At 72.2% G+C, this 25931-nt stretch carries 25 protein-coding genes; 14 read left to right on the top strand and 11 right to left on the bottom strand.

From position 1 onward, the window contains the following. Positions 1–573: 573 nt before the first annotated feature. Entirely contained in the window at positions 574–1539 is a 966-nt protein-coding gene (locus F7Q99_RS32440; protein ID WP_326847409.1) for an alpha/beta hydrolase, read from the bottom strand. Positions 1540–1985: 446 nt separating this feature from the next. On the opposite strand from F7Q99_RS32440, the gene F7Q99_RS32435 reads away from it, so the two are divergent. Continuing rightward, positions 1986–2714 carry an MBL fold metallo-hydrolase gene (locus F7Q99_RS32435; RefSeq protein ID WP_326847408.1) on the top strand — a complete coding sequence of 243 codons (729 nt, stop codon included), beginning with the start codon at positions 1986–1988 and terminating at the stop codon, positions 2712–2714. 7 nt (positions 2715–2721) lie between these two features. On the opposite strand, the gene F7Q99_RS32430 is transcribed toward F7Q99_RS32435, so the two are convergent. Further along, positions 2722–2961, bottom strand: a complete 240-nt coding sequence (locus F7Q99_RS32430) for a DUF397 domain-containing protein (RefSeq protein WP_153468296.1) — start codon at positions 2959–2961, stop codon at positions 2722–2724. Positions 2962–3379: 418 nt separating this feature from the next. Further along, a complete protein-coding gene (locus F7Q99_RS32425) occupies positions 3380–3955 on the bottom strand; it encodes a TetR/AcrR family transcriptional regulator (protein WP_153468292.1) in 576 nt (191 codons plus the stop codon). Positions 3956–4085: 130 nt separating this feature from the next. On the opposite strand from F7Q99_RS32425, the gene F7Q99_RS32420 reads away from it, so the two are divergent. Then, positions 4086–4931, top strand: coding sequence for an SDR family NAD(P)-dependent oxidoreductase (locus tag F7Q99_RS32420; protein ID WP_153468289.1), 846 nt, complete (start codon positions 4086–4088; stop codon positions 4929–4931). Positions 4932–5035: 104 nt separating this feature from the next. Next, on the top strand, positions 5036–5236 hold the full coding sequence (locus F7Q99_RS32415; protein ID WP_153468286.1) for a hypothetical protein: 201 nt from the start codon (positions 5036–5038) through the stop codon (positions 5234–5236). A 70-nt stretch (positions 5237–5306) separates the two neighbouring features. Here the strand turns inward: F7Q99_RS32415 and fabV are convergent, their stop codons facing one another. From fabV to F7Q99_RS32400, 3 genes are all read right to left on the bottom strand, one after another. Continuing rightward, complete coding sequence (gene fabV, locus F7Q99_RS32410; protein WP_153468283.1) at positions 5307–6506, bottom strand: enoyl-[acyl-carrier-protein] reductase FabV; 1200 nt, start codon at positions 6504–6506, stop codon at positions 5307–5309. Positions 6507–7001: 495 nt separating this feature from the next. Beyond that, entirely contained in the window at positions 7002–7211 is a 210-nt protein-coding gene (locus F7Q99_RS32405) for a DUF397 domain-containing protein (protein WP_153468280.1), read from the bottom strand. Next, the gene (locus F7Q99_RS32400) at positions 7196–8035 is read right to left on the bottom strand and encodes a helix-turn-helix domain-containing protein (RefSeq protein ID WP_153468277.1); all 840 of its coding nucleotides are present in this window, start codon (positions 8033–8035) and stop codon (positions 7196–7198) included. The genes F7Q99_RS32405 and F7Q99_RS32400 overlap by 16 nt, the downstream gene beginning before the upstream one ends. A gap of 116 nt (positions 8036–8151) precedes the next feature. On the opposite strand from F7Q99_RS32400, the gene F7Q99_RS32395 reads away from it, so the two are divergent. The 4 genes from F7Q99_RS32395 to F7Q99_RS32380 all read left to right on the top strand — a co-directional run bounded on the left by F7Q99_RS32395 (position 8152) and on the right by F7Q99_RS32380 (position 10238). Further along, the gene (locus F7Q99_RS32395) at positions 8152–8355 is read left to right on the top strand and encodes a hypothetical protein (protein WP_153468274.1); all 204 of its coding nucleotides are present in this window, start codon (positions 8152–8154) and stop codon (positions 8353–8355) included. Further along, positions 8355–8603, top strand: a complete 249-nt coding sequence (locus F7Q99_RS32390) for a hypothetical protein (RefSeq protein ID WP_153468271.1) — start codon at positions 8355–8357, stop codon at positions 8601–8603. Before F7Q99_RS32395 ends, F7Q99_RS32390 begins: the two co-directional genes overlap by 1 nt. 62 nt (positions 8604–8665) lie before the next feature. Beyond that, on the top strand, positions 8666–9127 hold the full coding sequence (locus tag F7Q99_RS32385) for an NUDIX domain-containing protein (protein ID WP_153468268.1): 462 nt from the start codon (positions 8666–8668) through the stop codon (positions 9125–9127). A 355-nt stretch (positions 9128–9482) separates the two neighbouring features. Continuing rightward, the gene (locus F7Q99_RS32380) at positions 9483–10238 is read left to right on the top strand and encodes an alpha/beta hydrolase (protein ID WP_153468265.1); all 756 of its coding nucleotides are present in this window, start codon (positions 9483–9485) and stop codon (positions 10236–10238) included. A gap of 10 nt (positions 10239–10248) precedes the next feature. Here the strand turns inward: F7Q99_RS32380 and F7Q99_RS42850 are convergent, their stop codons facing one another. Then, positions 10249–10371: a hypothetical protein gene (locus F7Q99_RS42850; protein ID WP_268267689.1), complete on the bottom strand. Its 123-nt coding sequence runs from the start codon at positions 10369–10371 to the stop codon at positions 10249–10251. Between the two features lie 838 nt (positions 10372–11209). On the opposite strand from F7Q99_RS42850, the gene F7Q99_RS32375 reads away from it, so the two are divergent. Continuing rightward, a complete protein-coding gene (locus F7Q99_RS32375) occupies positions 11210–15211 on the top strand; it encodes a Pls/PosA family non-ribosomal peptide synthetase (protein WP_153468262.1) in 4002 nt (1333 codons plus the stop codon). A gap of 136 nt (positions 15212–15347) precedes the next feature. Then, a complete protein-coding gene (locus tag F7Q99_RS32370; protein ID WP_153468259.1) occupies positions 15348–15560 on the top strand; it encodes a DUF4287 domain-containing protein in 213 nt (70 codons plus the stop codon). 162 nt (positions 15561–15722) lie between these two features. Here F7Q99_RS32370 and F7Q99_RS32365 read toward each other — a convergent pair whose 3' ends face one another. Both F7Q99_RS32365 and F7Q99_RS32360 read right to left on the bottom strand, forming a co-directional pair. After that, positions 15723–16235 (bottom strand): DUF2247 family protein, encoded by a 513-nt coding sequence (locus F7Q99_RS32365; RefSeq protein ID WP_153468257.1) that lies wholly within the window; start codon positions 16233–16235, stop codon positions 15723–15725. Next, positions 16232–19822: an ALF repeat-containing protein gene (locus F7Q99_RS32360; protein WP_153468254.1), complete on the bottom strand. Its 3591-nt coding sequence runs from the start codon at positions 19820–19822 to the stop codon at positions 16232–16234. The genes F7Q99_RS32365 and F7Q99_RS32360 overlap by 4 nt, the downstream gene beginning before the upstream one ends. A 436-nt stretch (positions 19823–20258) precedes the next feature. On the opposite strand from F7Q99_RS32360, the gene F7Q99_RS32355 reads away from it, so the two are divergent. Both F7Q99_RS32355 and F7Q99_RS32350 read left to right on the top strand, forming a co-directional pair. Then, positions 20259–20735: a hypothetical protein gene (locus F7Q99_RS32355; RefSeq protein WP_230211116.1), complete on the top strand. Its 477-nt coding sequence runs from the start codon at positions 20259–20261 to the stop codon at positions 20733–20735. 73 nt (positions 20736–20808) lie between these two features. Next, on the top strand, positions 20809–22269 hold the full coding sequence (locus F7Q99_RS32350; RefSeq protein ID WP_195911347.1) for a trypsin-like serine protease: 1461 nt from the start codon (positions 20809–20811) through the stop codon (positions 22267–22269). A gap of 285 nt (positions 22270–22554) precedes the next feature. Here the strand turns inward: F7Q99_RS32350 and F7Q99_RS32345 are convergent, their stop codons facing one another. Continuing rightward, the gene (locus tag F7Q99_RS32345; RefSeq protein WP_153468248.1) at positions 22555–22833 is read right to left on the bottom strand and encodes a hypothetical protein; all 279 of its coding nucleotides are present in this window, start codon (positions 22831–22833) and stop codon (positions 22555–22557) included. A 73-nt stretch (positions 22834–22906) separates the two neighbouring features. Between F7Q99_RS32345 and F7Q99_RS32340 the strand changes: the two genes are divergently transcribed. After that, a complete protein-coding gene (locus F7Q99_RS32340; protein ID WP_230211115.1) occupies positions 22907–23776 on the top strand; it encodes a helix-turn-helix domain-containing protein in 870 nt (289 codons plus the stop codon). Then, positions 23769–23972 (top strand): DUF397 domain-containing protein, encoded by a 204-nt coding sequence (locus F7Q99_RS32335; RefSeq protein ID WP_407697897.1) that lies wholly within the window; start codon positions 23769–23771, stop codon positions 23970–23972. Before F7Q99_RS32340 ends, F7Q99_RS32335 begins: the two co-directional genes overlap by 8 nt. Before the next feature lie 105 nt (positions 23973–24077). Here F7Q99_RS32335 and F7Q99_RS32330 read toward each other — a convergent pair whose 3' ends face one another. Then, positions 24078–24902, bottom strand: coding sequence for a BPL-N domain-containing protein (locus F7Q99_RS32330; protein ID WP_195911345.1), 825 nt, complete (start codon positions 24900–24902; stop codon positions 24078–24080). A gap of 263 nt (positions 24903–25165) precedes the next feature. On the opposite strand from F7Q99_RS32330, the gene F7Q99_RS32325 reads away from it, so the two are divergent. Next, the gene (locus F7Q99_RS32325; RefSeq protein WP_153468242.1) at positions 25166–25897 is read left to right on the top strand and encodes an alpha/beta hydrolase family protein; all 732 of its coding nucleotides are present in this window, start codon (positions 25166–25168) and stop codon (positions 25895–25897) included. The last annotated feature ends 34 nt before the right edge of the window (positions 25898–25931 follow it).

Raw genomic sequence — 25931 nt, 5'->3', positions numbered from 1 at the left:
CGGAAATGATCTTCGGTCGATGATAGGGCCGCGACGGGCGCCACCGTGATGCTTGTCCACGGCGCGGCGCGAGGGGAATTGTGGCGAAGCCTCCGCCTGCCGGTCACGTCCTGGCGGCGGTCCGGCGAAGCGCCGGGCCGCGCCAACGCGCCGTCACATCGACCGCGCCGCACCCGTATCCCGCGAACCCGGACGTGTTCGGGAAGATCTTCTTCATCGACGTCCAGGGGAGGCGACATGTGGGCTCCGGGACGGTGGTGGCGCTGCCCGGGTGCCGCGAACAAGGTCAACCGCGGTCCGTACCTCGACGAGGTGGCCGCCGGTGCCTACGAGTTCATCGCGACGAAGGGCTGACCGGCGCCAACCCGCACCAGGGGAAGCGAGCGTGGATGGATGGACGGGGCGGGACGGAGCCGTGGGTGCTCGGTCCTGACGAGGTGCGGGATGCTTCGGGCTTCCTGAACCCCGTCGTGGTAGTCGACCTGACGAACAGTGCGGACGCCGCGCTGGCGCGCGAGGATGTGTCCCTCTGTACGTGGCTGCCACCCCGTGGGCCGCCGGCCCGGGGCGGGGTCAACGTTGGAGGATGCGCCGCAGCCAGCGGGTGCGGGCGTCGTGGGCGTCCTGGGTGATGACCGCGTGCGGGGCGAGGGTGTCGAAACCGTGGCAGGCGCCGGGCCACACGTGCAGTTCGGCCTCGCCGCCCGCCCGCCAGATCGCGTTGGCGTAGGCGACGGCCTCGTCGCGCAACGTCTCCGCGGACCCCACGTCGACGTACGCCGCAGGCAGCCGGGACAGGTCGGTGGCGCGGGCCGCAGCGGCGTAGGGCGAAACGTCGGCGGCGCCGTACCGGCTGCCGAGCAGGGCCCGCCAGGCGGTGGCGTTGGAGGTGCGGTCCCAGGTGTCGTGGCCGGCCATCTGGTGGCTGGAGAAGGTGTCGCCGCGGTCGTCGAGCATCGGGCTCAGCAGCAGCTGACCGACCGGCGCCGCAGCGCCGCGATCACGGGCCAGCAGGGCCAACGCCGCGGCGAGCCCGCCACCGGCGCTCTTGCCGCCGATGACCACGCGCCGCGCGTCCACACCCAGCACGCCCGCGTGCCCGGCCGCCCACACCAGTGCGGCGTAGCAGTCCTCGACGGCCCCGGGGAAGCGGGTGCGCGGCGCCAGCCGGTACTCGACGGACACGACCGCCAACCCCAGTGGCAGCGCCCACGCGCGCAGCAGCCGGGGCAGGACCGACCACGCGTTGCCCGTCACCATCCCACCGCCGTGCAGGTAGTACAGCAACGGCAGTGCCTCGCGAACCCCGGCGGGCCGCGCGCTGACGAGCGTCACCTCGCCCCCGCCGCCGGCCCGCGGCACACGCACCTCCTTCACCTCGAACCGGCCGCCATCGCGCAACTGGTCGAGCGTCGGGCGGGGCCGGGCGGCGACGTCCCGCTCCTGCCACGCCGCCAGGCCCTGCGGGGTGAGCACCTCCCGCGCCCGCTCACCGGCCGCCGCCACCGCGGCCCGCACCTGCGGATCCAGGGCAGGCACACGACGAGCCGCCGATCCCCCCACCACCACAACCCCCTCGCCCAGAGGCACCCGGCAGCGCCCCGACCGGCCCAGCTTGCCAGCCCCACCCGTGCCGGCGCGCAGCGCCCCCGAGTTCTGATCCAAGATCAGGGCCACGCCCGCAGCTCGGTGCCGCGATCAACCTGACACTGCATCAGCTGTCCGACAACGACACCAATCCGGCCGCGAGTCCGCGCACCGTCGGACAACCCCGGCCGAACAGCCTCACGGACTCCCGGCAGCAAGAGCCGCGCACCAGCCGCACCGATCCGGGCGACAACAGGAACAGCCGGTTTGCCGGCGGCCTCTGAAAGCCTGGCCGAGGGACCTGACAGCACCCGGTCGTGCGGCAAAGACGCCACCCACGCACCCGCCCCGGCTCCGGGCCCCTGCCCGCGCGCGGAAGGGCATGCGATCATCACCCGGTGCGCACGCTCACCGTCCTCGGAACCTGCGGAGCCTGGCCGGAGCCCGGACGCGCAGCCAGCGGCTTCCTGCTCGACTACGACGGATTCCGCCTCGCCCTCGACCTCGGCTACGCGACCTTCCCGCGCCTGGCCGCCCACGGCGACCCCGCCCTCCTCGACGCCGTCGTGATCACCCACGAACACCCCGACCACTGCGCCGACCTCAGCGCCCTCGCCCGCTCCCGCTACTTCGCCCCACAACGCGGCCCACGCCTGCCGCTGTACTGCCCACCCGGCGTCATCGCCCGCGTCCAGGCGATGGAACCCACCGAGAACCTGAACGACGTCTTCGACATCCACCCGCTCCCCGCCGCCACACACCGGATCGGACCGCTGCGCCTGGACACCGCGCGCCTGCCCCATCACGTCCCGCACGCGGGCGTGCGCCTGAGCGCCCCGGGCCTGGTCCTCGCCTACAGCGGCGACGCCGGCCCGGCCCCGGCGCTGGCCGAACTTGCCGCCGGAGCCGACCTGTTCATCGCCGGCACCACCCTCCCGGACCAGAGCGACCCCGATCTGCTGAGCGCCGCCGACGCCGCCGCATGGGCCGAGCGCGCCGGCGCCCGCCGCCTGCTGCTGACCCACTTCTGGCCCGGCAGCGACCGCACCCGCCCGCTCGCCCTCGTCCGCGCCCGTTTCACGGGTGAGGTGCTCGCCGCCGAGGAGGACATGACGCTCGCCCTCTGACGTCCGGCTAGCGCCCGGCCGGGGTGTCGAACTCTCCGGCGCGCACCGCGGCCACGAACGCGCGCCAGGCGGGGGAGGGGAAGTGCAGGACGGGCCCGCCGGGGTCCTTGGAGTCGCGCACCGGCAGCACGCCGCCGACACCGCAAAGGCCGGCGGCGCCAGGGTCGCCGGCGACCTCCACGCAGCCGTCGGACCCGCCGCTGTAACTGCTCTTGCGCCACGCCCCGGCGCCGGCCGTCACGTCCATCACCCACTCCTTTGAGAGGACACGGTCAACCGGCCACCACCGTACGGCCCCACCGCGAAACCGGCGAGACCACCGTTCCTCAAGCCCGAGCGGGAGTGATTCCTGTTGCCAGAACTCATGCTCAGCCGAACACCCCGAACGGTCTTGGGCGTTCTGGTTCGGCGTGCTGACGGGGCGCCCGGAAGAACCGCACGTCAGCCGATCCCGGCAACCACGGGGAGACCCCGGCGTTCGAACCGGACAGCTCCGTGCGGTTCTTCACCCGCCGCCTGGGCTGACACCTTCGGTCGTTCGCGGCGCGCGCCGACCGGGGACCCGCTCCCGATCGATGCGCCGCGGCGCAGCGTCGGCCGCCCTCGGCGGAGCCGGGGGCGCCCACCACCGGTACGGGCCGCAGCGCGGAAGCCGGCGAGGCGGGTTATCGGTCCGCTCCGAAGCGGAGCCCGTCGAGGAGCAGGTCGAGGAGGCGGCCGGCCCGTTCGTGTTGGGCGGGGGCGCTGGTGATCAGTGCGACGCCGCTGAGGCTGAGGCCGACGTCGATGGGGTCGATGTCCGGGCGCAGGAGACCGGCCTCGGCGCCGGCGCGCAGCAGCGTGTCGACTGCGGTGGCGAGCTTGTCGAGGGTCTCGGCGAAGGGGTCCGCGCCGGAGGCGACGGCGGCCCGCAGGGCGTCCGCCATGCCCTGCTTGGCGGCCAGGTAGTCGATGAAGTCGTCCATCCACAGGCGCATCGCCCGGTCCGGCGGGTTGTCGGCCAGCAGTTCGGCGGCGCTGTCGCAGACCCGGGCCAGCTCGTTGCGGTAGGCGGCCTCGACCAGTGCCTCGCGGGTGGGGAAGTGGCGGTAGAGCGTGGCCGAGCCGACGCCGGCGGCCTTGGCGATCGCGTCGATCGGCACGTCCGCGCCCTTCTCGGAGAAGGCGCGGACGGCCGCTTCGAGGATGCGCTCCCGGTTGCGGCGGGCATCGGCGCGCAGCGGGCTCGGCTGGGTGGTCAAGGTTGCTCCCTTCGTCGGGGACCAGTCTAGCTGGACAACCGGGGAGTTCCCCGATTACGGTGGAAGGGAACCGGGGAACTCCCCGCTTACGGGTTGCGCCCGTTACGCCCCACAGGCAAGGAAGACCCGCATGACTGCCCCGAAGACCGTCCTGATCACCGGCACGTCCTCCGGCATCGGCCTGGCCGCCGCCCTTGGCGCCGCGCGGGCCGGCTGGAGGACCATCGCGACCATGCGCGACACCGGCAAGGCCGAGGCCCTGCTCAAGGCCGCCGCCGAGACGGGTGTGGCCGACCGCATCCACGTCCGGCGCCTGGACGTGACCGACCCCGAGAGCATCGCCGCCTGCCTGGACGAGGTGATCGCCGAGCACGGCCGCCTCGACGCGCTGGTCAACAACGCCGGCGCCGCCCAGGTCGGCACCATCGAACAGAGCAGCCTCGACGACGTCCGCACCGCCATGGAGGTCAACTTCTTCGGCGTGGTGGCCACCACCCGCGCCGCCCTGCCCCACCTGCGCGCCGCCCAGGGCCGGGTGATCACCGTCACCAGCGTCGGCGGCGTCGTCGGCCAGCCCTTCAACGAGGCCTACTGCGCCGCCAAGTTCGCCGTCGAGGGCTTCATGGAGTCCCTCGCCCCCGTCGCCGCCACCGTCGGCGTCGACGTCACCGTGATCGAACCCGGCGCGGTCGCCAGCGAGTTCGTCGCCAACCTCGGCCTGGACGTTCCCGCCCTGCTCACCGCAGCCGGGCCCTACGCCCCCGCCCTTCAGGCCTACATCGCCCGCACCCAGCAGTCCTTCGGCAACGCCCAGACCCCGGCCGAGGCCGCCGCCCCGATCATCGACGCCCTGAGCGCCGAGCGTCCCGCCTTCCGCGTCCAGACCTCCCCGTGGGCCCGCGACTTCGTCGCCACCAAGCTCGCCGACCTCGACGGCTCCGCCGTCCAGGACCTCACCCGCGCCTGGGTCCGCTGAACCGGCCCGGAACAGGACCACCGACCGTGCCCGAACCCACCGCACTCGACACCCTCCGCGCCGCCCTCGCCGCCGACTCCTAGGAGCACCGCGCCCTCACCGTGGTGCACCGCTGGTACGCCGGCCACGAGAGGGACCACCGCACCCTCGACCACCACGGCGAACTCGTCACCGAGGACTTCGTCCTCCACCGCCCGCCGCAGGGCCAACTGCCCGACGTCCACGGCCGCCAGGCCTGCCTGGACGGCCTCGCCACCGCCTTCCAGGGCACCACGGCCGCCGCTTCCCCCGGGCGCCCGGCATGAGTCTCCGGGGCCCCGGGCGTGGCAGTCGCCGCGCCCGGGGCCCCACCGCCACCGGCCAGCACGTGCCGGCTCAGCTCGTGGCCGGCCAGGCAACCGTGGTCCGGGCCGGGGCGTCGTAGTCGGTTCCGGGCACGTCCCACCCATAGAGCCGGCCGACCTGCGCCCGGAACCAGTCGGTGTCCGCGAGTTCGGCCAGCGTGTCGGTGGTCGCGGCGGCCCAGCGTTCGTGGACGGCGCCCTGAACCTTCTCGTCCATCTCCCAGCCGTCGAGGCGGATCCGCTGCTCCTGGTCGAGCTGGAGCGGCACCGCGCCGGTGAGCTGCTGCCACAGGGCGGCGGCCTGCCGGTCGGTGCTCTGGAAGTCGTCGCCGAGGACGGCACGCAGCAGGCTGGTGTAGAGGGCGATGGACGGGATGGCGGTCGAGGCCTGGGTGACGGCCGCGCCGGCGACCACGGTGTGGGCCTGTCCGCCGAGCGGGGCCAGGTCCCGCTGAAGGCGGCGCGCGGTGTCCTCCAGGTGCTGCTTGGCCGCGCCGATGGTGCCGGCCCGGTAGATCGGCGCGGTCAGGTCGGAGCCCACGTAGGAGAGCGCCACCGTGTGGAAGCCGTGGCGGACGAGGCCACGGTCCGCCAGCGCGTCGATCCACAGCTTCCAGTCGGCGCCGCCCATGACCTGCACGGTCGCCTCGCGCTCCCCGTCGTCGGCGGGCTCGAGTTCCAGGGAACCGACGAGCGGGGTGTCGCCGTCGAACTGCAGGGTCTTGGCCCGGTAGGCGGATCCCAGGGGCTTGATCACCGAGTGGTGGACCTCGCCGGTGACGGGGTCGGTGCGGCGGGGCGCGGCGACGCTGTAGACGAGGTAGTCGACCTTGCCGTACCGGGCGGCGAGGTGGTCCAGCGCCTGCTCCTTGGCCGCGACGGAGAAGGCGTCGGCATTGAGGAACGCGAAATCGCCGGCCGGTCCGGCGAGTTCCGCGGTGCGGGCCGTCCGGTACCAGCCGCCGGAGGCGGTACGGCGCTCGGTCTCGGGAGCCTCGAATGCGATACCGAGTCCGCGCATGCCGTAGGTGCGCAGCGCGGCCACGGTGGCGGCGAGGCCGTAACCGGCACTGGAGCCGATGATCAGGGCAACCGGCCCCGCCGCGACGGCCGGGCCGGTGGGTGCGGGGGTGCGCTGCCACAACTCGTCGACGACGGCAGCGCAGCCCTCGGGGTGGGAGTTGACGTAGAGGAAGCCACGGTTGCCGGGCTTGATCTGACGGAGAGTCATCGATTTCCTTCGTGCTGGGGAGTCGTCGCCCCGGTGAAGAGCGTGCGCCACCGACGCCGGGCGGCGCTCCGACGGCTTCGTCGGGGGCGACGACGCCACGAGCCGCTCCAGGCCGGCCAGGCCTCCATCCTTGTCCGGTCAACCCGTAGGGGGATGTGGCGACATGTGCCAGGGTCCGCTCGGGAATCTTGTCGATGTCGTCCTCACCCACGCGGGACCTCCGCACAGCGGGTGCCGGGCACGGGACGGGTGCGCGCCGGCAGCCCACGGCTCCGGCGATCTGACGCGGCAAGAGTGGGGAGTCGCCAAGCTATGCGGGTCGCAGAACGAGTACGCGTCTTTGCGAGATCGATGACGAGGGGCAGCACCTGCTGCCGATCGTTCGGAGGGGCACCGGGTCGGTGGTGCCTGGCCCGGCTCCCGCCCGAGCGGCGGGTCCGCGACAAGGCTTACGGACCCGCCACCGACCAGCCGCCTACAGGGCCACCAGCAGCCCTAGTTGGCGTCGAACTCGCCGGTGCGGACGGCGGTGACGAAGGACTGCCAGGCGGAGGAGGAGAAGAGGAGGGCGGGGCCGTGCGGGTCCTTGGAGTCACGGACGGGCATGACGCCGGTGAAACCGTCGGCGACCTCAACGCATGCGCCGCCGCCACCGCCACTGTGTGAACTCTTCCGCCAGGAAGCGTTAGTCAGGTCGACATCCATTCAAAATCCCTCCGTGCCGAGCGGATCAAAGTAAGCGATTCGGCCTGGCCAAGGGCCTCGACCGCGAGCCGATCGTAGCTCTTGGTCAGCGCGGCAACCGACTGGGAATCACGGTCGATGTAACCGCGCTGCTCAATCTCGCCGTACGCGAGAATTTTGCGGTTGGGCATGGTAAGGAGGTGCGCCACGCGAGTGAACGGCCGGTTCTCGCCCAAGGAGTACGGCGCCACCTGGATGACCACGTTGGGTCGTTTGGCCATCTGTTCAAGGTGGAGCAACTGCCCGACCATGACGTCCCGCCCGCCGACGATCCTCCTCAGGCAGCTCTCGTCGAGCACCGTATGCAGAAGCGGAGTCGGGATCCGTTCCAGGACCTGTTGCCGGGCGAGTCTGAACTCGATGCGCTCCTCGGCTTGTTCCAGCGTTGCACCACCCTGCCTGGCGTATCCCATCTCGATCGCGGTCGCGTATGCCCGGGTCTGCAGGAGCCCGGGGATGACGTCGATCTCGAAGATCCTGATCTGCTCCGCGAGAGCCTCGTAGCGGGCGTACTCCGGGAAGCCCTCCAAGATCGCGGTGTGCTTGAGCTGCCACCACATCAGCATGAGGGTGCCGCCGGTCTGGAGCGCCTTGTCGGCGAGTTCGGCGAGGCTCCGGCTCGGAGGCCGATGCGCAAGTTCGACGTAGGAGAGGTGCGACGGGGAGCATTCGCACAGCGGCGCCAGCTCCTCCTGCTTGAGGCCGGCGGCCTCGCGTGACCTGCGGAGTTGGATCCCGAAAGGGGCCCAGGGAGATGACGTCGGGTCAACAGTCTTCTTGTTCATGAAAACCCTCAACTTCCGGCTGCCCCAATGGCAAGTCGCAGCTCGCTTCCGATCCTAGGTGACGTTGCGCCACTATGAGCACGGAACGTAAAAGCTCGATTGCGGAGGGTTCTCCCATGGCCCATGCCCAACTCCCTGCCGGCCGGCTCCACGGCTACGGGGTGCGGTGGGACTCCGACGCCCGGTGCTACCGGGTGCGGAACGAGATCACGGGGGAGTGGCTGCACACCTCCCCCGGTGAACTCGCCTCGTTCAGCTCCTTCTGCGCGGCCTTCTCGGCGTGGCGGGGCTTCGAGGTGCACCCGCGGTTGGGGGAGTGATGGGCACGATGCTGAACCGGGCCACCGCCGAGCAGCGCCGCGAGGCGGCCTCCGTCGTCGACGACCTCACCACCGTCCTCGCGCTCGGCGGGGCGAAGTTGCCCTCCCTGGAGGTGGATTGGGAGTACGGGCGGCTGACCGGATGCTACCTGATCAACCTCGGCTCCGCCCGCACCCGCGAGGTGCTGCGCATCGTCGACCTGCTCCGCAAGGGGCTGCGCTACGAGCGTCTGACCTATGACGACTGACCTCGCCGCTGCCCTCCTCGCCGGTGTCAACTGGCGTGCCAGGAACAGGAAGTAGCCCCCCGATGCGCGATGCCCGTCTGCTCGCCAAGCCGCCCGTGTGCCGGCTCGGCTGCCTCGTCCTCGTCCGCAACCCGCGTGGCGAGGTCCTGCTCGTCGACCCCGACCACCTGGACGGCCTGATCCTGCCCGGTGGTGCCGCCCGTGCGAACGAGCCGCCGCACGAGGCCGCCGCCCGGCACCTGTTCTTCGAGACCGGGTTCAACTTGCGCCTCACGCACCTCCTCGCGGTCGACTTCACCCCCGCCGACCGCTACCTGGAGCGGCTGAACCTCGTCTTCGACGGCGGCACCGTCACCGGCCACCCCACCGTCCCGCCCCGGCGCCGCAGCGGCCTGTTCGGCGCCCACTTCGTCCCCGTCACCGAGATTCCCGCCGTCATGGCGCCCGCCCAGGCCGCCCGCGTCAACGAAGCGCTCACGAAAAGGGCCGTCCCGCTGCTCCTCCACGGCCAGCGCGCAGCCTGACCCGGTCTGACCAACCGTGAAGGGAAAGCACATGCCCGCGTTCGACGACGGCAAGCACGGCGGGGCTGCGGCTCCGGTGGCGGCCAGGTCCCGGGCGGCGGGTCGCCGACGAGAGGGTGAGCAGCGCGAAGCGGGGGCCGGCTGAGCGTGACCGCCTCCGCGGCGGGCCGCGGAGCCTGCGCAAACCCGTTGGCCGACCACGGCGACCACTGCTACTTTTCCGCAGGCCGTGCGAGAGAACGAGGAGGTGGTACCCGTGAACGCAGTATCGACATGGGTGCTCCCCTCCGGGGTCACGGTCGGGCGATAGGTCGTCCGGGAGCGCCGTCTCTGAGCACTCCCGAAAGGCACGACCATGCACTTCACTTCCGAACAGCGCCTCGACGACGGCGTCCTCGAACGCGAATTCACCCTCGGCGAGATCCCCGGCATCCTGTGGACGCCCGCGCCCGCGCCCGCGCCCGCGCCCGCGTCCGCACCGGCGCCGCTAATCCTGATCAGCCCTCCCCCGCTCGGCCTGCGCAAGGTGTACCCCCGGCTGGCGGGGCGGGCCCGGTACTACGCGGCGGAGTACGGCTTCGCCGCGGCCACCATCGAGCTCCCCGGCAGCGGTGACCGGCCCCGTTGGGCCGCCGCCGAGCAGGCCCGCGCCGACCTGCGCCGGGTGATGGAGGCCGGCGAGCCGGTCGGCGACGAGATCATCGACGCCCTCATCCTCCCGCTCGTCGAAAAGGCGGTCCCGGAATGGCAGGCCGCCCTCGACGCCCTCCTTGCGCTGCCCGAGATCGGCGGCCCCGTCGGGTACGAGGGAGGAGTGATCTCCATCGGCATCCGGCTGGCGGTGGTCGAGCCGCGCATCGTGGCCGCCGGCTTCTTCGCCGGGAGCCTCGTGCCGGCCGCCATGTTCGAGGAGGCCCGCCAGGTCACCATTCCGCTGCACGTCCTGCTGCAGTGGGACGACGAAGGGAACGACCGGCAGGCGGCCCTCGACCTGTTCGACGCCTTCGGCACCCAGCAGAAGACGCTACACGCCAACATGGGCGGGCACACCGGCGTCCCGCAGTTCGAGCTCGACGCCGGGGCCCGGTTCTTCGCCCGGCACCTGAAGTGACGGCGGGCCGTCAGACCGGCAGTAGACGGTAGCGGTCGGCCAGGATGCCGCTCATCGAGGACAGGTCCCGGCCCTCCTCGACGGCGGTGGCCGGCAGATGCACGACCGCCCCGATCGCGGCGGCACCGGCCATCGGCGGTACCGGCCGGTCGGGGCGGCAACGATCACGGGTCCGGCGCGGTCGGGGCGGTGTCGTGAGCCGTAGGCAGACACCCAACCCGCCAACTGAAGCGCTCAGCGTGGGTGGAACAGACCCGGCCCGGGGAGTGATCGTCGCACCGCGGGGGCCCGAGTACGGCGGGGAGACCGTGGTCCGGCTCACGGCCGGCGATAGTCGCACGGCGAGCGGGCGCTTCGCCGGGCCGCCTCGCCCCGGGGGCGGGGAAGCGCCGAGGCGTGACGCCGTTCGAGTGAGGACGGCCGGCACACCCGCGCACACCTCGACGGCGGTCCAGACCAGGCGGATGACGCCGTCCACGGCACCGGCGACGGTTCCCACGCCGAATACACGTGCGCCCACCAGGACCGCACGGCCCCCGAACCCGCCGCCCCCACCGTCGAGCACACGCCCCGCCCCGAGCCGCCCTGGCCCCGACCCGGCGCCTCGGCCGGGCGGCGCCGCACGGCTGCTGCCGGTAGCGTTCCGGTCGCATGGCGTTCATCACTCTTCCCACGGCCGTCACCGCCGCGACCCCCCTGAGCCCGCTACGCCCGCTACCCTTCACCAGCGAAAACTTCCCCAAAGCCCACATCGGCATACGAATCATTCCTCTGCCGGTCCCAACGGCACAGATCATGAGAATCTCCTTTGACTGCACCCCCACTGCATCCACCGGCCTCCTGGCCGAGTCATGGTGGGTGGGCGCATCACCCCAGGTGACACCCGTCCGCGCCCCCACGTGCCGATGCGCACGCATCACCCCCTGACCAGGAACCCCGCCCAGGACACCGGAGCCGAGGAACAACCCCCCATGGACGTACGCCAGGACACGGCCGGCCCAGGCACGCTGCACCGCCCCCATCCGGGGTGGGCGGCCGGCTGGCCGGTGGCCCAGCCCGCCCACCCGCGCACCCTGCTCGACATCATCGCCGCCACCGCCGACGCCCACCCCCACGCGCCCGCGCTGGACACCGGCACCGCCGTGCTCGACTACCGCACCCTGCTGCACGAGGTCGACACCCTCGCCGGCGTCCTCGCCGGCCACGGCATCGGCCCCGGCGACCGGGTCGGCGTGCGCATCCCCTCCGGCACCGCCGACCTCTACGTCGCCATCCTCGCCGTGCTGCGCTGCGGCGCCGCCTACGTGCCCGTCGACGCCGACGACCCCGACGAGCGCGCCGAGATGATCTGGAACGACGCCCGGGTCTGCGCCGTCATCGGCGCCAACCTCCAGCTGACGGCCGGCCCCGCCGCCCGCCCCGGCGGCCGCCCGGCCTGGCCCGCCCCGACCGACGACGCGTGGATCATCTTCACCTCCGGCACCACCGGACGACCCAAGGGCGTGGCCGTCACCCACCGCAGCGCCGCCGCCTTCGTCGACGCCGAGGCCCGCCTGTTCCTGCGCCACCGCCCCCTGGGCCCCGGCGACCGCGTCCTGGCCGGCCTGTCGGTCGCCTTCGACGCCTCCTGCGAGGAAATGTGGCTGGCCTGGCGCCACGGCGCCTGCCTGGTGCCCGCCCCCCGCTCCCTCGTCAAGGCCGGCACCGACCTCGGCCCCTGGCTGGTCGAGCGCCGCATCACCGTCGTCTCCACCGTCCCCACCCTGCTCGCCCTGTGGCCCCAGGAATGCCTGGACGCCGTACGCCTGATCATCGTCGGCGGCGAAGCCTGCCCCGCCGAACTCGTCGAGCGCCTGGCCACCGGCCACCGCGAGTTCTGGAACACCTACGGCCCCACCGAGACCACCGTCGTCGCCACCGCCGCCCGCATGCTCCCCGGCGAACCGGTACGCATCGGCGCACCCCTGGACGGCTGGGAGATCGCCGTCGTCGACGCCACCGGCCAGCCCGTCCCCTGGTACGAGACCGGCGAACTGCTGATCGGCGGCGTCGGCTGCGCCCGCTACCTCGACCCCGCCAAGGACGCCGAGAAGTACACCACCCACCCCTACCTCGCCTCCCCCCGCGTCTACCGCAGCGGCGACCTGGTGCGCAACGACCCCGAAGGCCTGGTCTTCATCGGCCGCGCCGACGACCAGATCAAACTCGGCGGGCGCCGCATCGAACTCGGCGAGATCGACGCCGCCCTCCAGGCCCTGCCCGGCATCCGCGCCGCGGCCGCCGCCGTCCGCAAGACCCCCGCCGGCGCCGACCTGCTCGTCGGCTACCTCGTCCCACAGCCCGGCACCCGGCCCGACCTGGCCGCCGCCCGCCACCAGCTGCTGGAACACCTGCCCGCCCCGCTCGTGCCGGTCCTCGCCCTCCTCGACTCCCTGCCCACCCGCACCTCCGGCAAGGTCGACCGAGGCGCCCTGCCCTGGCCGCTGGCCACCACCGGCACCCAGGAGAGCGCCGACCGCACCCCGCTGGAAGGCACCGCCGGCTGGCTCGCCGGCCACTGGGAACGCCTGCTCGGCATGGCCCCCGGCCCGGGCGACGACTTCTTCGCCCTCGGCGGCTCCAGCCTCACCGCCGCCCGCCTCGTCTCCGAACTGCGCACCCGCCACCCGGGCGTCTCCGTCGCCGACCTGTACGCCCACCCCGTCCTCAGCGCGCTCGCCGCCCACCTGGACACCCACACACCCCCACAGCCCGGGACCGGCCCCCGCGAACAGGCCCCCGCCGCCGAACGCACCGTGCGCCGCACCCCCGCCAGTGCCGGCCTGTGGCAGACCCTCGCCCTGCTCGCCCTCTTCACCCTCGCCGGCCTGCGCTGGGTCCTCGTCCTGACCGCCCTCGACAACCTCACCGGCGCCCACCTGCCCTGGGCCCCCCACTCCCCGTGGTGGCCCGTCGCCGCCGGCCTCCTCCTCTTCTACAGCGCCCCCGGCCGCACCCTCCTCGCAGCCGGCGCCGCCCGCCTGCTCACCACCGGCATCCGCCCCGGCAGCCACCCCCGCGGCGGCCACGTCCACCTGCGCCTGTGGGCCGCCGAGCGCACCGTCGCCCTCTTCGGTGTCGGCGCCCTCACCGGCACCCCCTGGGCCACCCGCTACGCCCGCGCACTCGGCTGCCGCGTCGGCCCCGGCGTCCACCTGCACACCCTGCCCCCCGTCACCGGCCTCGCCCGCCTCGGCGCCGGCGCCGTCCTCGAATCCGAGGTCGACATCGCCGGCTGGTGGCTGGACGGCGACATCCTCCACCTCGGCCACACCGAGGTCGGCGAAGGCGCCCGCGTCGCCACCCGCGCCACCCTCATGCCCGGCGCCCGCATCGGCGCCGGCGCCGACATCGCCCCCGGCTCCTGCGTCACCGGCACCGTGCCCCCGCACGAGCACTGGCACGGCTCCCCGGCCCGCCCCGCCCCCGACACCCCCACCACCCACTGGCCCGCCCCCGGCACGGCACCGCGCTCGCGCGGCTGGGGCCTCGCCTACGGGATCGGCCTGACCCTCTTCGGCCTCCTGCCGATCATCGCCGCCCTGCCCGCCCTCGCGATCATCTACCCGATGATCGACACCGACCACAGCCTCGGCCAGGTCCTCTTCCAGCTCCTGCCCGCCACCGTCCCCCTCACCGCCCTCACCCTCGCCTGCCACGCCGCCCTCATAGCGCTGACCGTCCGCCTCCTCTCCCTGCCCCTGCGCCCCGGCCACCACCCCGCCCACGGCAAGGTCGCCTTCTGCGCCTGGGCCGTCCACCGCCTCAGCGACACCGCCCGGCGCACCCTCTTCCCCCTCTACGCCAGCCTCTTCACCCCGCTGTGGCTGCGCCTGCTCGGCGCCCGCATCGGCCGGCGCGTCGAGGCGTCCACGGTCCTGAGCCTGCCCGGGTTCATGCGCGTGGACGACGGGGCGTTCCTCGCCGACGACACCCTCGTCGCCCCCTACGAGGTCCGCGGCGGCTGGCTGCACCTGGGCCCCTCCCACGTCGGACGGCGCTCCTTCGTCGGCAACTCCGGCATCGTCGGCCCCGGCCGCCACCTGCCCGACAACTCCCTCGTCGGCGTCCTGTCCGACACCCCCGCCCACGCCCCCGAAGGCTCCTCCTGGCTCGGCCGCCCCGCCTTCGCCCTGCCCCGCGTCGCCGACGCCGGCGGCGAGGCCCGCACCTACGACCCGCCCCGGCGCCTGATGTGGGCGCGCGCCGGCGTCGAACTGTGCCGCCTGCTGCCCGTCATACTGGCCGCCCTCCTCGGCGACCTCGTCCTGCTCGCCCTCCAGGAACTGCGCGACGACTACGGCCTCGCCGCCGCCCTGGCCGCCGCCGGCCTCATCCTCGGCGCCGCCGCCGTCATCGCCTGTGCCGTCACCACCGCCGCCAAGTGGCTGCTCGTCGGACGCTTCCGCACCGCCGAACACCCGCTCTGGTCGTCCTTCGTCTGGCGCAACGAGCTCTACGACACCTTCGTCGAAGAACTCGCCATGCCCTTCGGCGGCTCCAGCATCACCGGCACCCCCTACCTGAACGTCTGGCTGCGCAGCCTCGGCGCGCGCATCGGCCGCGGCGTGTGGTGCGAGACCCACTGGCTGCCCGAGAGCGACCTGGTCACCGTCGAGGCCGGCGCCAGCGTGAACCGCGGCACCGTCCTGCAGACCCACCTCTTCCACGACCGCGTCATGCGCCTGGGCACCGTCCACCTCGGCCCCGGCTCCACCACCGGCCCGCACTCCATCGTCCTGCTCAACTCCTCCCTCGGCGCCGGCACCACCGTCGGCCCCGCCTCCCTGGTCATGCGCGGCGAGAACGTCCCCGGCGCCACCCGCTGGCTCGGCAACCCCGTCGCCGCCTGGAGCGCCGACCCCACCCCGCCCGCCGGCCGCCGCGCCGCCCGGGCACGACGCCGCGCCGCGGCGGGGCGCACGACGGTGTGACGCACGTCACCTGCGCGGAGCGATGAGTGCGCGGTGCGGCCACGGTCTCAACCCGTGACCGCACCGCGCACTCGCGTGTGCGCTCCGAAAGAGCCGCGAAGATCATCGCGGACGCGACCGATGGGACACTGTGATCATGACCGCACCCGTGAAGGGCCCCGCCAGCTACTTCCCGTCCATCGAGAAGAAGTACGGCCGCCCCATCGCCGAGTGGAAGGACCTCATCTGCTCCTCCCCGCTCACCAAGCACATGGAACTCGTCGCCTGGCTCAAGACCGAACACGGCCTCGGCCACGGCCACGCCAACGCCCTCGTCGCCCACACCCTCGCCGAGGACACCACCCCCTGACCCGCCGGCCCCGGCGTTTTCAGGCAGCGGGGCTTTCGGGGGGACGGGACGTCACGCCCGGGCGGGCTCCTGAGCCCACAGGAAAGGGCTGCTTCCGCAGTCCTGCGGAAACAGCCCAGACCTGACCGATGTCGGATGGACCGGTGTCAAAGACCGGTGGCCTCAGCCGGTTTCGGACTCCCGATCACGACCTCGGTAGAACTCTCCCTCGCTGCGGACGAATTCCTCCCACCGCGACATCAGGGCGTCGATGCCCGTCTTCTGCCCGGGCTGCGCCGGCATGTAGCGAACGAAGCCGTCCATCTCGGACGGGTAGTCGAAGTCCGCGTACAGCATCTCGACCACCCCCAATGCGTCACCCAGACCCTCGCGGTTCTCGTAGGCCCAGGCGAGCGCCAGATATCGCCACACCGGCCGCACGTCGTCCACGGCACGGCCCGCGTCAGCGCCCTCCAGAATTCCGGCCACCTGATCGGCCTCGTCGGACAGCAGAAGCGCGATCGTCTCCTCCAGCTGCGATGCGTGGCCCGCAACGAGGCGTCGCGTACAGAGACCGATGACGCCGTCGGCGTCGATCCAGCCCTCGCGGTGCCCGTACTCGAGCTCCGCAAGGCTCAGATGGACATGCGGTTCGATGAAATCCGCCGGGATCTTGAATTTCAGTAGGTCGCTCATGGCTTATTGGGAATACCGTTGATCGTTCCGCCGTCGATGAATCCTTGGTGGGATACTACCTGGGTTCCGTCCTGGTCTTCAATGAGCCACTCAAAGCGTCCCGCCTTGCCGTTCACCTCACCGGGCATCTGGACGAGAACACGGTGCTTTCCGTCACCGCCGGTGATCGTGAAGACCTTGCCCTTGGCGGATATGTCCTCGGTCACCAGGTTGGGTGCCAGGTGCCTCACGTCCCGCTTCGCCCCGGAGCTCCAGCGCGGGAGGTTCTCGATCGCCAGCTGCGCTTCCTTTGGCGTGGGCAGGCAGTCGATCTTTCCCACGCATTTGATCGCAGAGCTCGTTACCCTGGCAATCTCCTCGATGGTTTTGGCTTTGTAGGCAATTTCTGCGAGCTTGGCGGCTTTCCCGGCCGGGAAGAAGGTGACGGCGAGTTCTGCGCAGGCGCCGACGTTCTTCTGCTTGATGCACTCTTCGGCGCTGTCCACGCCGAGGATGGACTTGGTGACATTCTTTAGGAGCTGCACCTCATCGAGGGACCCCCAATAGCTGAGAGTTCCGATTATGGTGCCGGGTGCGAACACGCCGCCTGGCCCGTATGTGCCGTTCACCTTGGCCATATTGCATCGGGCGATGAACTCCCGCGGCGTGTCGGGAGTGATGAAGAAGCAGTTGAACTGGCTAAAGTATATTTCCTTCTGAATTTCAGCCCGGATCTGTGCTTCCAGCTCCTTCGTGAATTCTTCCTCGAGTTTCTTGGCATCGGCCTGGATGCCCGGATCCTCGGCGTTCAGTTCGGCCTGGCGTTCCTGGATCTGCTTCTCCGCGGTGATGCTCCAGGCTTCGTCGGCGGCCTGCTGGGCAGCTCCGGCGTCCTGTCCCGCCGCGACGGCGGAGGTGTAGGCCTGGTTCGCGGCGTCGCGGGCCGTGTTGGCGGACCGGCGGGCCTGGGCGGCGGAGGCCTGTGCGCGGTTGGCGGAGGCGGTGGCCTTGCCGGCGTCGTGGGCGGCGGCCTGGGAGGCTGTGCGGGCGGTGGTGGCGGACTGGGCGGCGCGGGTGGCGGAGGCTTCGGCGTCCTGGGCGGACTTGCCGGCGTCAGCGGCGAATCCGGCCGCCTGGTCGGCGGAGGCGCGGGCCTGGTTGCGGGCGTTGTCGGCGTCGCCGGAGGCGCCGGCGGCGACGGCCGCGGCCTCGGTGGCCTCCCAGGCGTCCTGCTGGGCCTTGGCCGCGGTCTGGGAGGCCTCGGCGATCAGGCGGCGCATCTGCGCGGCGTGGGCGGTGGCGAGTTGGTCCTTGCGGTCGGCCATGTACTGGCCGGTCTTGAGGAAGGAGCTGACGAGATCGGGCGTGCCGGCGAGTGCGAACTTGGCTGCGGCCTGGACCTCCGGGCCGCCGCTGGCGAGCAGTTGGGTGGCCTGGACGCGTTCGTCGATCTGGCGGGCCGTGTACTGGCCGGTCATCAGGAAGGCGGCGACGGCCTTGGGCGAGCCGTCCCGCAGGGCCTTCTCGCCGGCTTCCTTGACGCTGGTGCCGCCGGTGGCGATCAGCTGATAGGCGCGGACGCGGTTGTCGGTGACCGCGGCCTCGTGCTGGCCGGTGGTGTAGAAGGCCTCGATCTGCTGGGCGTCGCCCTTGAGCGCGGCGGTGGCGGCGGTGCGGACGGCTTCGTCGGGGCTGTCCTGGGCGATCTCCTGCACGTTCTGGCGCATGTCGTCCAGCTCGGCCTTGTGCCGGCCGGTGCGCACCCAGTTCAGGACGGCGTCGTCGGTGCCGGCCAGGGCGACCGTGGCGGCTTCCTGGCTCCAGGGGCCGCCGGTCTTCATGGCCTGGAGTGCGGCCTTGCGGCCCCTGGCGGCAAGTGCTTTCGGGTCCGCGCCGGGGCGAGCGGCCTCGGCGGCCAGGGCGGCGGCTTCCTGGTCCTGGGCCCGCCAGTTGGCGAGGAGGGTGCCGATTCCACCGATGGCTTCGTCGTCGGCCTTCTTCGTGTCCCGGGCGGTCTCGACGGCAGCGGCGGTGCGGGCGGTCAGGTCCTCGGCCTCGGTCTTGCGGGCGAGTTCGTAGACGCCGCTGGCGGTCTTCACCGCCTCGCTCGCCGCCGCCGCAGCCGTGCGTGCTTCGCCGGCCTGCCGGGCGGACTCGGCCGCCGAGACGGCGGACTGGCCTGCGTGCTCGGCGGCCTGGTCCGCGGCCGTCGCCGCGTTCTGGGCGTGCGTGGCCGCCGTGTGCGCGGCGTCGCGGGCCTGGAAGGCGGCCTGGGCGGACTGGCCGGCCAGCGCCGCGGACGCGTCCGCGGCCCGGTTGGCCTCGTTCGCCTGGCGGCGGGCCTGTTCGGCCGCGGCCTGCGCACGGTTGGAGCCGGCACCGGCGGCGCTCGCCAGACGGCCGGCCTTCTCCGCGGAACCGGCGGCCGCGTTCGCGTTACCGCTGGCGCTCTTGGCCGCAGCCGAGGCCTCGCCCGCCGCTTGGGAGGCGGTGCCGGCATTGTTCGCGGCGTCCGCGGCCCGCTGGGCGTCGTTCGCGGCGTTGCGTGCTTCTTCGGCTCGCTGGCGGGCCTCGGCGGCCTTGCCCGCGTCCGAGGAGGCGGCGGCGGCGGCCTTGCGGGCGTTGCCCGCCGCGAGGGCTGCGCCACTGGCCGCGCTGGCGGCCTGGGCCGCGGCGCTGGAGGCGATGCGGGAGGCCTGGTTGGCGGCACCGGCTGCGGCGACTGCCTGCTGGGCGGCGGTCGCCGCGCCCTGGGCCGCATCGGCCGCGCGCGTGGCGGCTTCCGTGGCGCGGGTCAGGTCCTGGCCGGCTGCCTCGGTCTCCTTCGCCGCGGTCTCCGCGGATTCCTTGGCCTGCTGTGACGCGTCGACTGCGCGCGCGGACGCGGCCTTGGCGGCGTCCTTGGCGGCCTGCGCCTGGGCGCCGGCCTGTTCGGCCTGGTCGGCCAGCTGGGAGATCGTGGCGCGTTCCTGGTCCCGGGCGCGGGCGACGAACTGGCCGATGTTCAGGAACTCGGCGATGTCGGAGGGCGTGCCGCGCAGAGCGACCTTGGCGGCTTCCTTCATGGCCGGGCCGCCGGAGCCGAGGAGCTGCATCGTTCGTGCGCGGTTGTCGACCTCGAGGGCGTCGTACTGGCCCTGCTCGAGGAACTTCTTCACGTCCTCGGGCGTGCCCTTGAGCGCGGCGGTGGCCTGCTCCCTGACGCTCACGCCGCCGGTGGCGACGAGCTGGAAGGCCTCGACCCGCCGGTCCTGCTCCAGCGGGGTCCGCCAGCCGTCCCTGAGGAAGGCGCGCAGGTCGTCCGTGGAACCCTTCAGCGCCTTGGTGGCGGCCTCGCGCACCCCGGGCCCGCCGAGGCTGAACATCTGGAACGCCGACACCCGGTCGTCGTGGTACTCGGCGTCGCCCTTCTCGACCTCGAGGAAGCGCTTGACGTCCTCGTCCGAGCCAGTCAGCGCGGCCTCGGCAGCCGCCTTCACGCCGGGACCACCGATGGTCCACAGGCCGACGACACGGCCACGGTCCGTCAGCACGGGCATGTCCGGGTCGGCGTCAGAGTCTGCCGCGAACGCGGGCGTTGTGCCGAGCATGCCGGCAGCGAGGGCCACGGGCAGCAGGACCGCGCATGCACGGCGCAATCCCGCTATCCGGCTTCCCGGGGGTCGCTTCTTCCCGGCGGTTCCCGGCGCTCCCAAGGAGCGCAAGGGGTGTTTCACAAGACATTCCTCTCTCTTGGGACATGCGTCATCGCGCGTCCCGGATCACCTGGCGCCCTGGCACCGCACACGGACGCGCGAGGGACATTCGTGACCACGCGATCCGGTCGCGGGAATGTCCTTGTCGCAGCTCGCCGCAAAGTTGATCCCGTGCGAACGGCGATTGGTTCGCAGGCGAGTGATTGCTGCTATCTTACGCATGACTTACTCGTGAGTAGTAGTCATGCAGTCACTCAACAAGCTGTGTTGATGCAGCATCAGGAAGAAGGGTCCACCCGTGCTGATATCCCGCTCCCGGACGGCAGTTCTGGCCTGTGCCGTCGGCGCCTTGACTGCGGCAGGCATCGGATTCGCGTCCCTCACGACCGCACAGGCCGCCTCCGGCGCGGCATCGGCGGACGCCGCCATGCCCTCCGCCGTCGAGGACTTCCAGCACCCCGGGGCCGACCGCATCTTCAAAGAACGGAAGATCTCGCTGAAGCAGGGCGACGGGCACATCCGGCTCAAGGAGGGCCCGGACAACAGCGTGCCGACCGACTGTCAGGCATCGAACGAGATCTTCATCGAGTCCCGACTCGACAAGCGCGGCTACTGCTTCACCGTCTCCGGCACGAGCGGCTACCTTGCCATGGAGCTGCCGGACGTCTACGGCATCTGGACCGAGGAACGCGCCGTCAGCGCCAGGCTGGTCGCGGGCGGCGAGGAGAAGAAGGTCGACGTCAGCCCGAACTCAACCGCGCCCGTCGGTGAAAGCCTGCCCGGCGGAAAGCGCTCCGTCCTCGTCGAACTGCGTGTCACCGGCTGAGCCGGACACTCGGGCCCAACTCAACGACAGGATTCGAGCAATGCTTCACAGAACTTCGTCCCGCTCCCGTCGGGTGGGCGCGCTGACTGCGGCTGCGGCTGTCGGCGCGCTGACCCTCTTCTCCACCGTCCCGGCCGGCGCCGTCGTCGGGGACGCGGCCACCGACGGGGCGTACGCGTTCACAGCCAAGCTGACCATCGGCGACACCTTCCGCACCTGCACTGGTGCACTGGTGGACCGCAACTGGGTGATAACCGCCGCGAGTTGCTTCGCCGATGACCCCGCCCAGCCGCAGGCGCTCGCTGCCGGGGCGCCGAGGTGGAAGACCATCGCCACCATCGGGCGCACCGACCTGACCGGAACGGCCGCCGGCCGGGAGGTCGGCGTGACCGAGCTGGTGCCGCGTCAGGATCGCGACCTGGTGCTGGCCCGCCTGGCCACGCCGGTCGACGGCATCGCCCCGCTCGCGGTGGCGACAACGGCGCCGACGGCGGGTGAGAAGCTGCGGGTGCCCGGGTACGGGCGCACCAAGGACGAGTGGCTGCCGGCCAAGCTCCACTCGGGCATGTTCACCCTGGATGCGGTCGCGCCCGGTGGCATCGACACCACCGGCATCGCCGGCGCGGCGATCTGCAAGGGCGACACCGGCGCCCCCGCCGTCCGCGAGACCAACGGCCGGGCCGAACTCGTCGCCGTCGCCTCCCGTTCCTGGCAGGGCGGGTGCCTGGGCAGCCCCGAGACACGCACCGGCGCGTCCAGCGCGCGGGTCGACGACGTGGCCGCATGGGTCAACGGTGTCGTCCACCGTCGAAGTGTGCGCGGCGATGCCAATGGTGACGGGCGGGCCGACGGGCTCATGGCGTACTACCACGCCGACGGTTCGATCGGTTTCTTCACCTCGCTGACCGATACCAGCGGTCAGTTGGGCGAGTTCACGAGCGGCTATGTCGTCCCGCCCGGTGGCGGTTGGGACCGTAACTCGATGAAGCTGGTCGCGGGAGATTTCAACGGTGACGGTCGTACTGACCTTGCCATGCTCTACCGGCGTGCCGACGGTTCGATCGGCTTCTTCACTGGTCTTGCCGACGCCAGTGGTCACATCACCGGTTTCCAGAGCTCTCCCAAGTCCGTTCCCGCCGGCGCCAACTGGGACTGGAACGCCATCCAGCTCTTCTCCGGCGATGCCAACGGCGACGGTCGTGACGATGTCATCATGGCGTACTACCACGCCGACGGTTCGATCGGTTTCTTCACCTCGCTGACCGATGTCAGCGGTCAGTTGGGCGAGTTCACGAGCGGCTATGTCGTCCCGCCCGGTGGCGGTTGGGACCGTAACTCGATGAAGCTGGTTGCGGGAGATTTCAACGGTGACGGTCGTACTGACCTTGCCATGCTCTACCGGCGTGCCGACGGTTCGATCGGCTTCTTCACTGGTCTTGCCGACGCCAGTGGTCACATCACCGGTTTCCAGAGCTCTCCCAAGTCCGTTCCCGCCGGCGCCAACTGGGACTGGAACGCCATCCAGCTCTTCTGACCCACTGAGCGGCGATCCTGCACCTGCGGCCGCCTACCGCGCTGGCCGGTCAGCAACTCCGACACCGACGGTGTCCAGAACTCGCCCCGCCACGTCCCCCAGCTGATCCCGGACCACATCCGCCCCGCCGCCCCGGTCGCCACACAGGCTGCCGGGCGGCGGGGCGTCCTCTTGTCCCTTAGGGGCCTCCCGCAGTCGCGCCGAGCTTCGAGGCCCCAGCGGGTGGGCCCGACCTGGCCGTACTGGCGGGCGGCCGGGCCGGGCGTCCGACGTCCGGCGGAAGGTTCAACCGGTTGGTCCGCCGGCGCGGTAGCGACCCGACGTGCGGGGCTCGGACGGCACCGAGACGATGGCCACCGTCGGGTGTTCGCCCGGGAGGCATTCGACATCGGCGGGCCTGGCCGACCACTCGATGCCGCCCTCGGGCCGGCGGAGGTAGTACTCCCCGCGCACTTCGCCCATGTAGGCGCCGAGCCGGCCGGTGGCGCGGTCCTTGACGATCTCGCCGACCCGCGGGCGATACGGCCTGCCGGCCGGGGACTTGGGTGATCTCTGGCGCGCCAACGTTCGCTCCACTCCGTAGTGCAATGACGACCCGCGGCAGCCAACTGTCCTCTACGCTCGGAGGCTCTTCAACTTGTCGATCAGGAAGGAAGAGTCACCGGCGATCATGAACCGCAAGGAACTCGACCCCGACGCCTCGCGTACTGCCGAGTTCGGCGTGTGTCTACGCGCGGCTCGCATGGACCATGGGTGGACGCAGGAGGGCCTGGCGGAGCGGATCGGGTACTCGGGTGTCCATGTGTCGGCCGTCGAAACCGATCGCAAGCCTCCAACTCTTCTCTTGGCCAGAAGGATTGACCTGGCGTTCGGAACGCCCGGGCGCTTCGAACGGATGTGGCGCAGGTCTCGACGGGGCGTCCTGTTCGAGGGGTTCGAGGAGTACCTGCGCAGTGAGGCCGAGGCCGTGGCGCTGCGCCTGTTCGAGATCAACATCATTCCGGGTCTTCTCCAGATCCCCGCCTACGTGTGCGCCTATCAGGGGGCGTTGGTGCGCCGGGGCGCCTCGACCCGGCAGCAGGCCGACGAGCGGACGGCCGTTCTGCTGCGCAGGCAGAAGTGCCTCGCGGAGAAGGACCCGGCACCTCTCTTACACGCCGTCATGGACGAGGGATGCCTGCGGCGATCCATAGGGGACCGGGAGGTGATGATCGAGCAGCTCCTGCATCTGGAGGCGCTTGCCGCGCAGCCGAGGGTCATTCTCCAGGTCAGCCCCTTCTCGCTCGGTGAGAACCGGCCGTTCGCTCACCCGATGACGTTGCTGACCATGCCGAACAGGGCCATGGTTGGCTATAGCGAGACCCAGAAGCGGGGGTTCCTGGAGCGTGAGCCGGATACCTTGGCGGAGTGGGCAAATGAGTACGATCAACTACAGGTCGAGGCGTTGCCGCGGGCGGCGAGCGTCGAGTTCATTCGAGACGTGCGAAGAGGGATTGAGCATGGATGACCTGAGCGGCGCCACGTGGCGCACCAGCTCGTACACCGCCCAGCAGGGGCAATGCGTCGAGGTGGCGGACGGGCTGCCCGACACCGTTCCCGTGCGTGACTCCAAGGACCCCCACGGGCCGGTGCTGGTCTTCGCGGCGGACGCCTGGTCGGCGTTCGTCACGTCGGTCCGGGCCGGCGAGTTCGGCACCGTCTGACACCTCCCCAGCAGGCGAGAGCGCCCCTGTGCCGGCCGCGCGCCGGTACAGGGGCGCGGCGCTGTCCGGGCTCGGCCTCGGGGACGCGGACGACGAGGGCGCTCGTCAAGACGCCTGCATCAGGGTGCGGAGCAGGTCGTCGCCAAGGCTCAGGCCGGTCTGGGAGACGTCGGTCAGGTGGTAGCCGGCGTACCAGTCGGCGGGGGCCTCGGGGTGGGGGCCGCTGACGGCGACGCGGCCGGTGCCGTAGGGGGCGACGACGGCGGCGATGCGGTCGTTGGTGTAGCGGGCCAGGACGTCGGCGCCGGGGGCGTCGACGTCGAAGTAGGGGCCGTCCTGGAAGTACATGGGCTGGGGCTGGCCGCGCCAGGTGACGGGGACGAGGTGGTCCTGCTCGTCGGTGACGCTCGCGCCGTCGGTCTTGATGTACTCGCCGGAGTCGCCGGGCAGGAGGTCGTAGCCGGGGTTGCCGGCCAGGTAGCCGCCCATGCACAGGCCCAGGTAGCGGCCGCCGCCGCGGACGTAGTCGCGGACGAGTTCGGGGCGGAAGCCGCTTTCGTGGCGCAGCAGGTTCCAGGCGGTGGTCACCTCCTGGCCGTTGGTGCCGCCCGGCTGGACGTACAGGGCGGCGCCGGCCAGGGCGCCGGGGCCGAAGTGCAGCGGCTCGTCGGGGCCGATGAAGCGGACGGTGAAGTGGTTGCGTTCCAGCAGGTCCTGCGCGGCCTCGGGGCAGCCGTCGCAGGCGGCGGGGCCGCGGTAGACGACGGCGAGGGGGTGGGACGGGTCGACGGCGGCCGGGGCGGCCGCCCCGGCGGTGTCCTCGGGGCGGGACTGGGAGGCCGACGGGCCGCAGCCGGCGGTCGCCGCCAGCAGCACCGCCGCCAGCCCCAGCACCGCCGCACCCCGGACCGGGCGGCGCCCGCGCGTCATGACCGGAACTCCTGCATGGCTGCTGCTTTCCCCCAACGCTCCTGTGCCCGGCGGCCGATGCGACCGGCCGCGCGGTGTGCGACGACGACGCTACGGGGTGATCGGCTCGGGCGCACAATCCGCCCGGCCGCGCGGCCGACCGGCCCCGCCATGCAGCTGTGCCGGCGCGGACCCGGTGGCGGCGGCGGGCGCCGTCGGCTAACGTCGCCGGACGCCGCGCACCCGGAGCGCGCCGGGAGCCGCCTACCTGTGTGAGGGATCAGATGCAGACACGCGAGGTCGTGCGCTACGGAGACGCGCCGAGCCAGTTCACGCAGATGTGGGAGCCCGAGGGCGGGCGGCCCGCCCGGGGCCTGGCGGTGAGCGTGCACGGCGGCTGGTGGCGCGACCGCCACGACCTGCACCTGATGGACGCCCTCGCCGCCGACCTGGCCGGGCGCGGCTGGTGCGTGGCCAACGTCGAGTACCGGCGCACCGGCCACGACGGCGGGGGCTGGCCGCAGACCCTCGCCGACGTCCTCGCCGCGGTCGCCGCCGTCCGCGGGGCTCGCCCGCACCTCGCCGACCTGCCGTCGGTGGCCGTCGGGCACTCCGCGGGCGGGCAGCTGGCCCTGCTGGCCGCGGAGGCCGGCGCCGTGGGCTCCGCCGTGGCGCTCGCCCCGATCACCGACCTGGCCCGCTGCGCGGCGGAGGGCCTGGGCGAGGGGGCGACCCCGCTGTTCATCGGCAGCCCGTACGAGGACGACCCGGCCGCCTACCGCGACGCCTCCCCGCTGAACCGCCTCCCGCTCCACCGCCCGTACCTGGTCGTCCACGGCGACCGGGACCAGCGCGTCCCCGTCACCCACAGCCGCGCCTACATTGAGGCCGCCACGGCCGCCGACGACCGCGTCGCCTACGCCGAGCACCCCGGCGCCGACCACTTCGACGTCATCGACCCCGCCCACGCCAGCTGGGCCCATGCCATCGCCTGGCTGGAGACCCCGGCCGGCTGAGCCGCCCGGGCCTACCCACCGGCCCGGGCCCGCC

Source organism: Streptomyces kaniharaensis (assembly GCF_009569385.1).
Lineage (GTDB): Bacteria > Actinomycetota > Actinomycetes > Streptomycetales > Streptomycetaceae > Kitasatospora > Kitasatospora kaniharaensis.
This window is presented reverse-complemented; position numbering and strand designations above follow the sequence as displayed.

Excerpts from the sequence above, each read along its gene's own strand:
- F7Q99_RS32430 (WP_153468296.1), bottom strand. The coding sequence starts at position 2,961 with ATGGACGTGACGGCCGGCGCCGGGGCGTGGCGCAAGAGCAGTTACAGC.
- F7Q99_RS32420 (WP_153468289.1), top strand. The coding sequence starts at position 4,086 with ATGACTGCCCCGAAGACCGTCCTGATCACCGGCACGTCCTCCGGCATC.
- fabV (WP_153468283.1), bottom strand. The coding sequence starts at position 6,506 with ATGACTCTCCGTCAGATCAAGCCCGGCAACCGTGGCTTCCTCTACGTC.
- F7Q99_RS32405 (WP_153468280.1), bottom strand. The coding sequence starts at position 7,211 with ATGGATGTCGACCTGACTAACGCTTCCTGGCGGAAGAGTTCACACAGT.
- F7Q99_RS32400 (WP_153468277.1), bottom strand. The coding sequence starts at position 8,035 with ATGAACAAGAAGACTGTTGACCCGACGTCATCTCCCTGGGCCCCTTTC.
- F7Q99_RS32395 (WP_153468274.1), top strand. The coding sequence starts at position 8,152 with ATGGCCCATGCCCAACTCCCTGCCGGCCGGCTCCACGGCTACGGGGTG.
- F7Q99_RS32390 (WP_153468271.1), top strand. The coding sequence starts at position 8,355 with ATGGGCACGATGCTGAACCGGGCCACCGCCGAGCAGCGCCGCGAGGCG.
- F7Q99_RS32385 (WP_153468268.1), top strand. The coding sequence starts at position 8,666 with ATGCGCGATGCCCGTCTGCTCGCCAAGCCGCCCGTGTGCCGGCTCGGC.
- F7Q99_RS32380 (WP_153468265.1), top strand. The coding sequence starts at position 9,483 with ATGCACTTCACTTCCGAACAGCGCCTCGACGACGGCGTCCTCGAACGC.
- F7Q99_RS42850 (WP_268267689.1), bottom strand. The coding sequence starts at position 10,371 with ATGGCCGGTGCCGCCGCGATCGGGGCGGTCGTGCATCTGCCGGCCACC.
- F7Q99_RS32375 (WP_153468262.1), top strand. The coding sequence starts at position 11,210 with ATGGACGTACGCCAGGACACGGCCGGCCCAGGCACGCTGCACCGCCCC.
- F7Q99_RS32370 (WP_153468259.1), top strand. The coding sequence starts at position 15,348 with ATGACCGCACCCGTGAAGGGCCCCGCCAGCTACTTCCCGTCCATCGAG.
- F7Q99_RS32365 (WP_153468257.1), bottom strand. The coding sequence starts at position 16,235 with ATGAGCGACCTACTGAAATTCAAGATCCCGGCGGATTTCATCGAACCG.
- F7Q99_RS32335 (WP_407697897.1), top strand. The coding sequence starts at position 23,769 with ATGGATGACCTGAGCGGCGCCACGTGGCGCACCAGCTCGTACACCGCC.
- F7Q99_RS32330 (WP_195911345.1), bottom strand. The coding sequence starts at position 24,902 with ATGACGCGCGGGCGCCGCCCGGTCCGGGGTGCGGCGGTGCTGGGGCTG.
- F7Q99_RS32325 (WP_153468242.1), top strand. The coding sequence starts at position 25,166 with ATGCAGACACGCGAGGTCGTGCGCTACGGAGACGCGCCGAGCCAGTTC.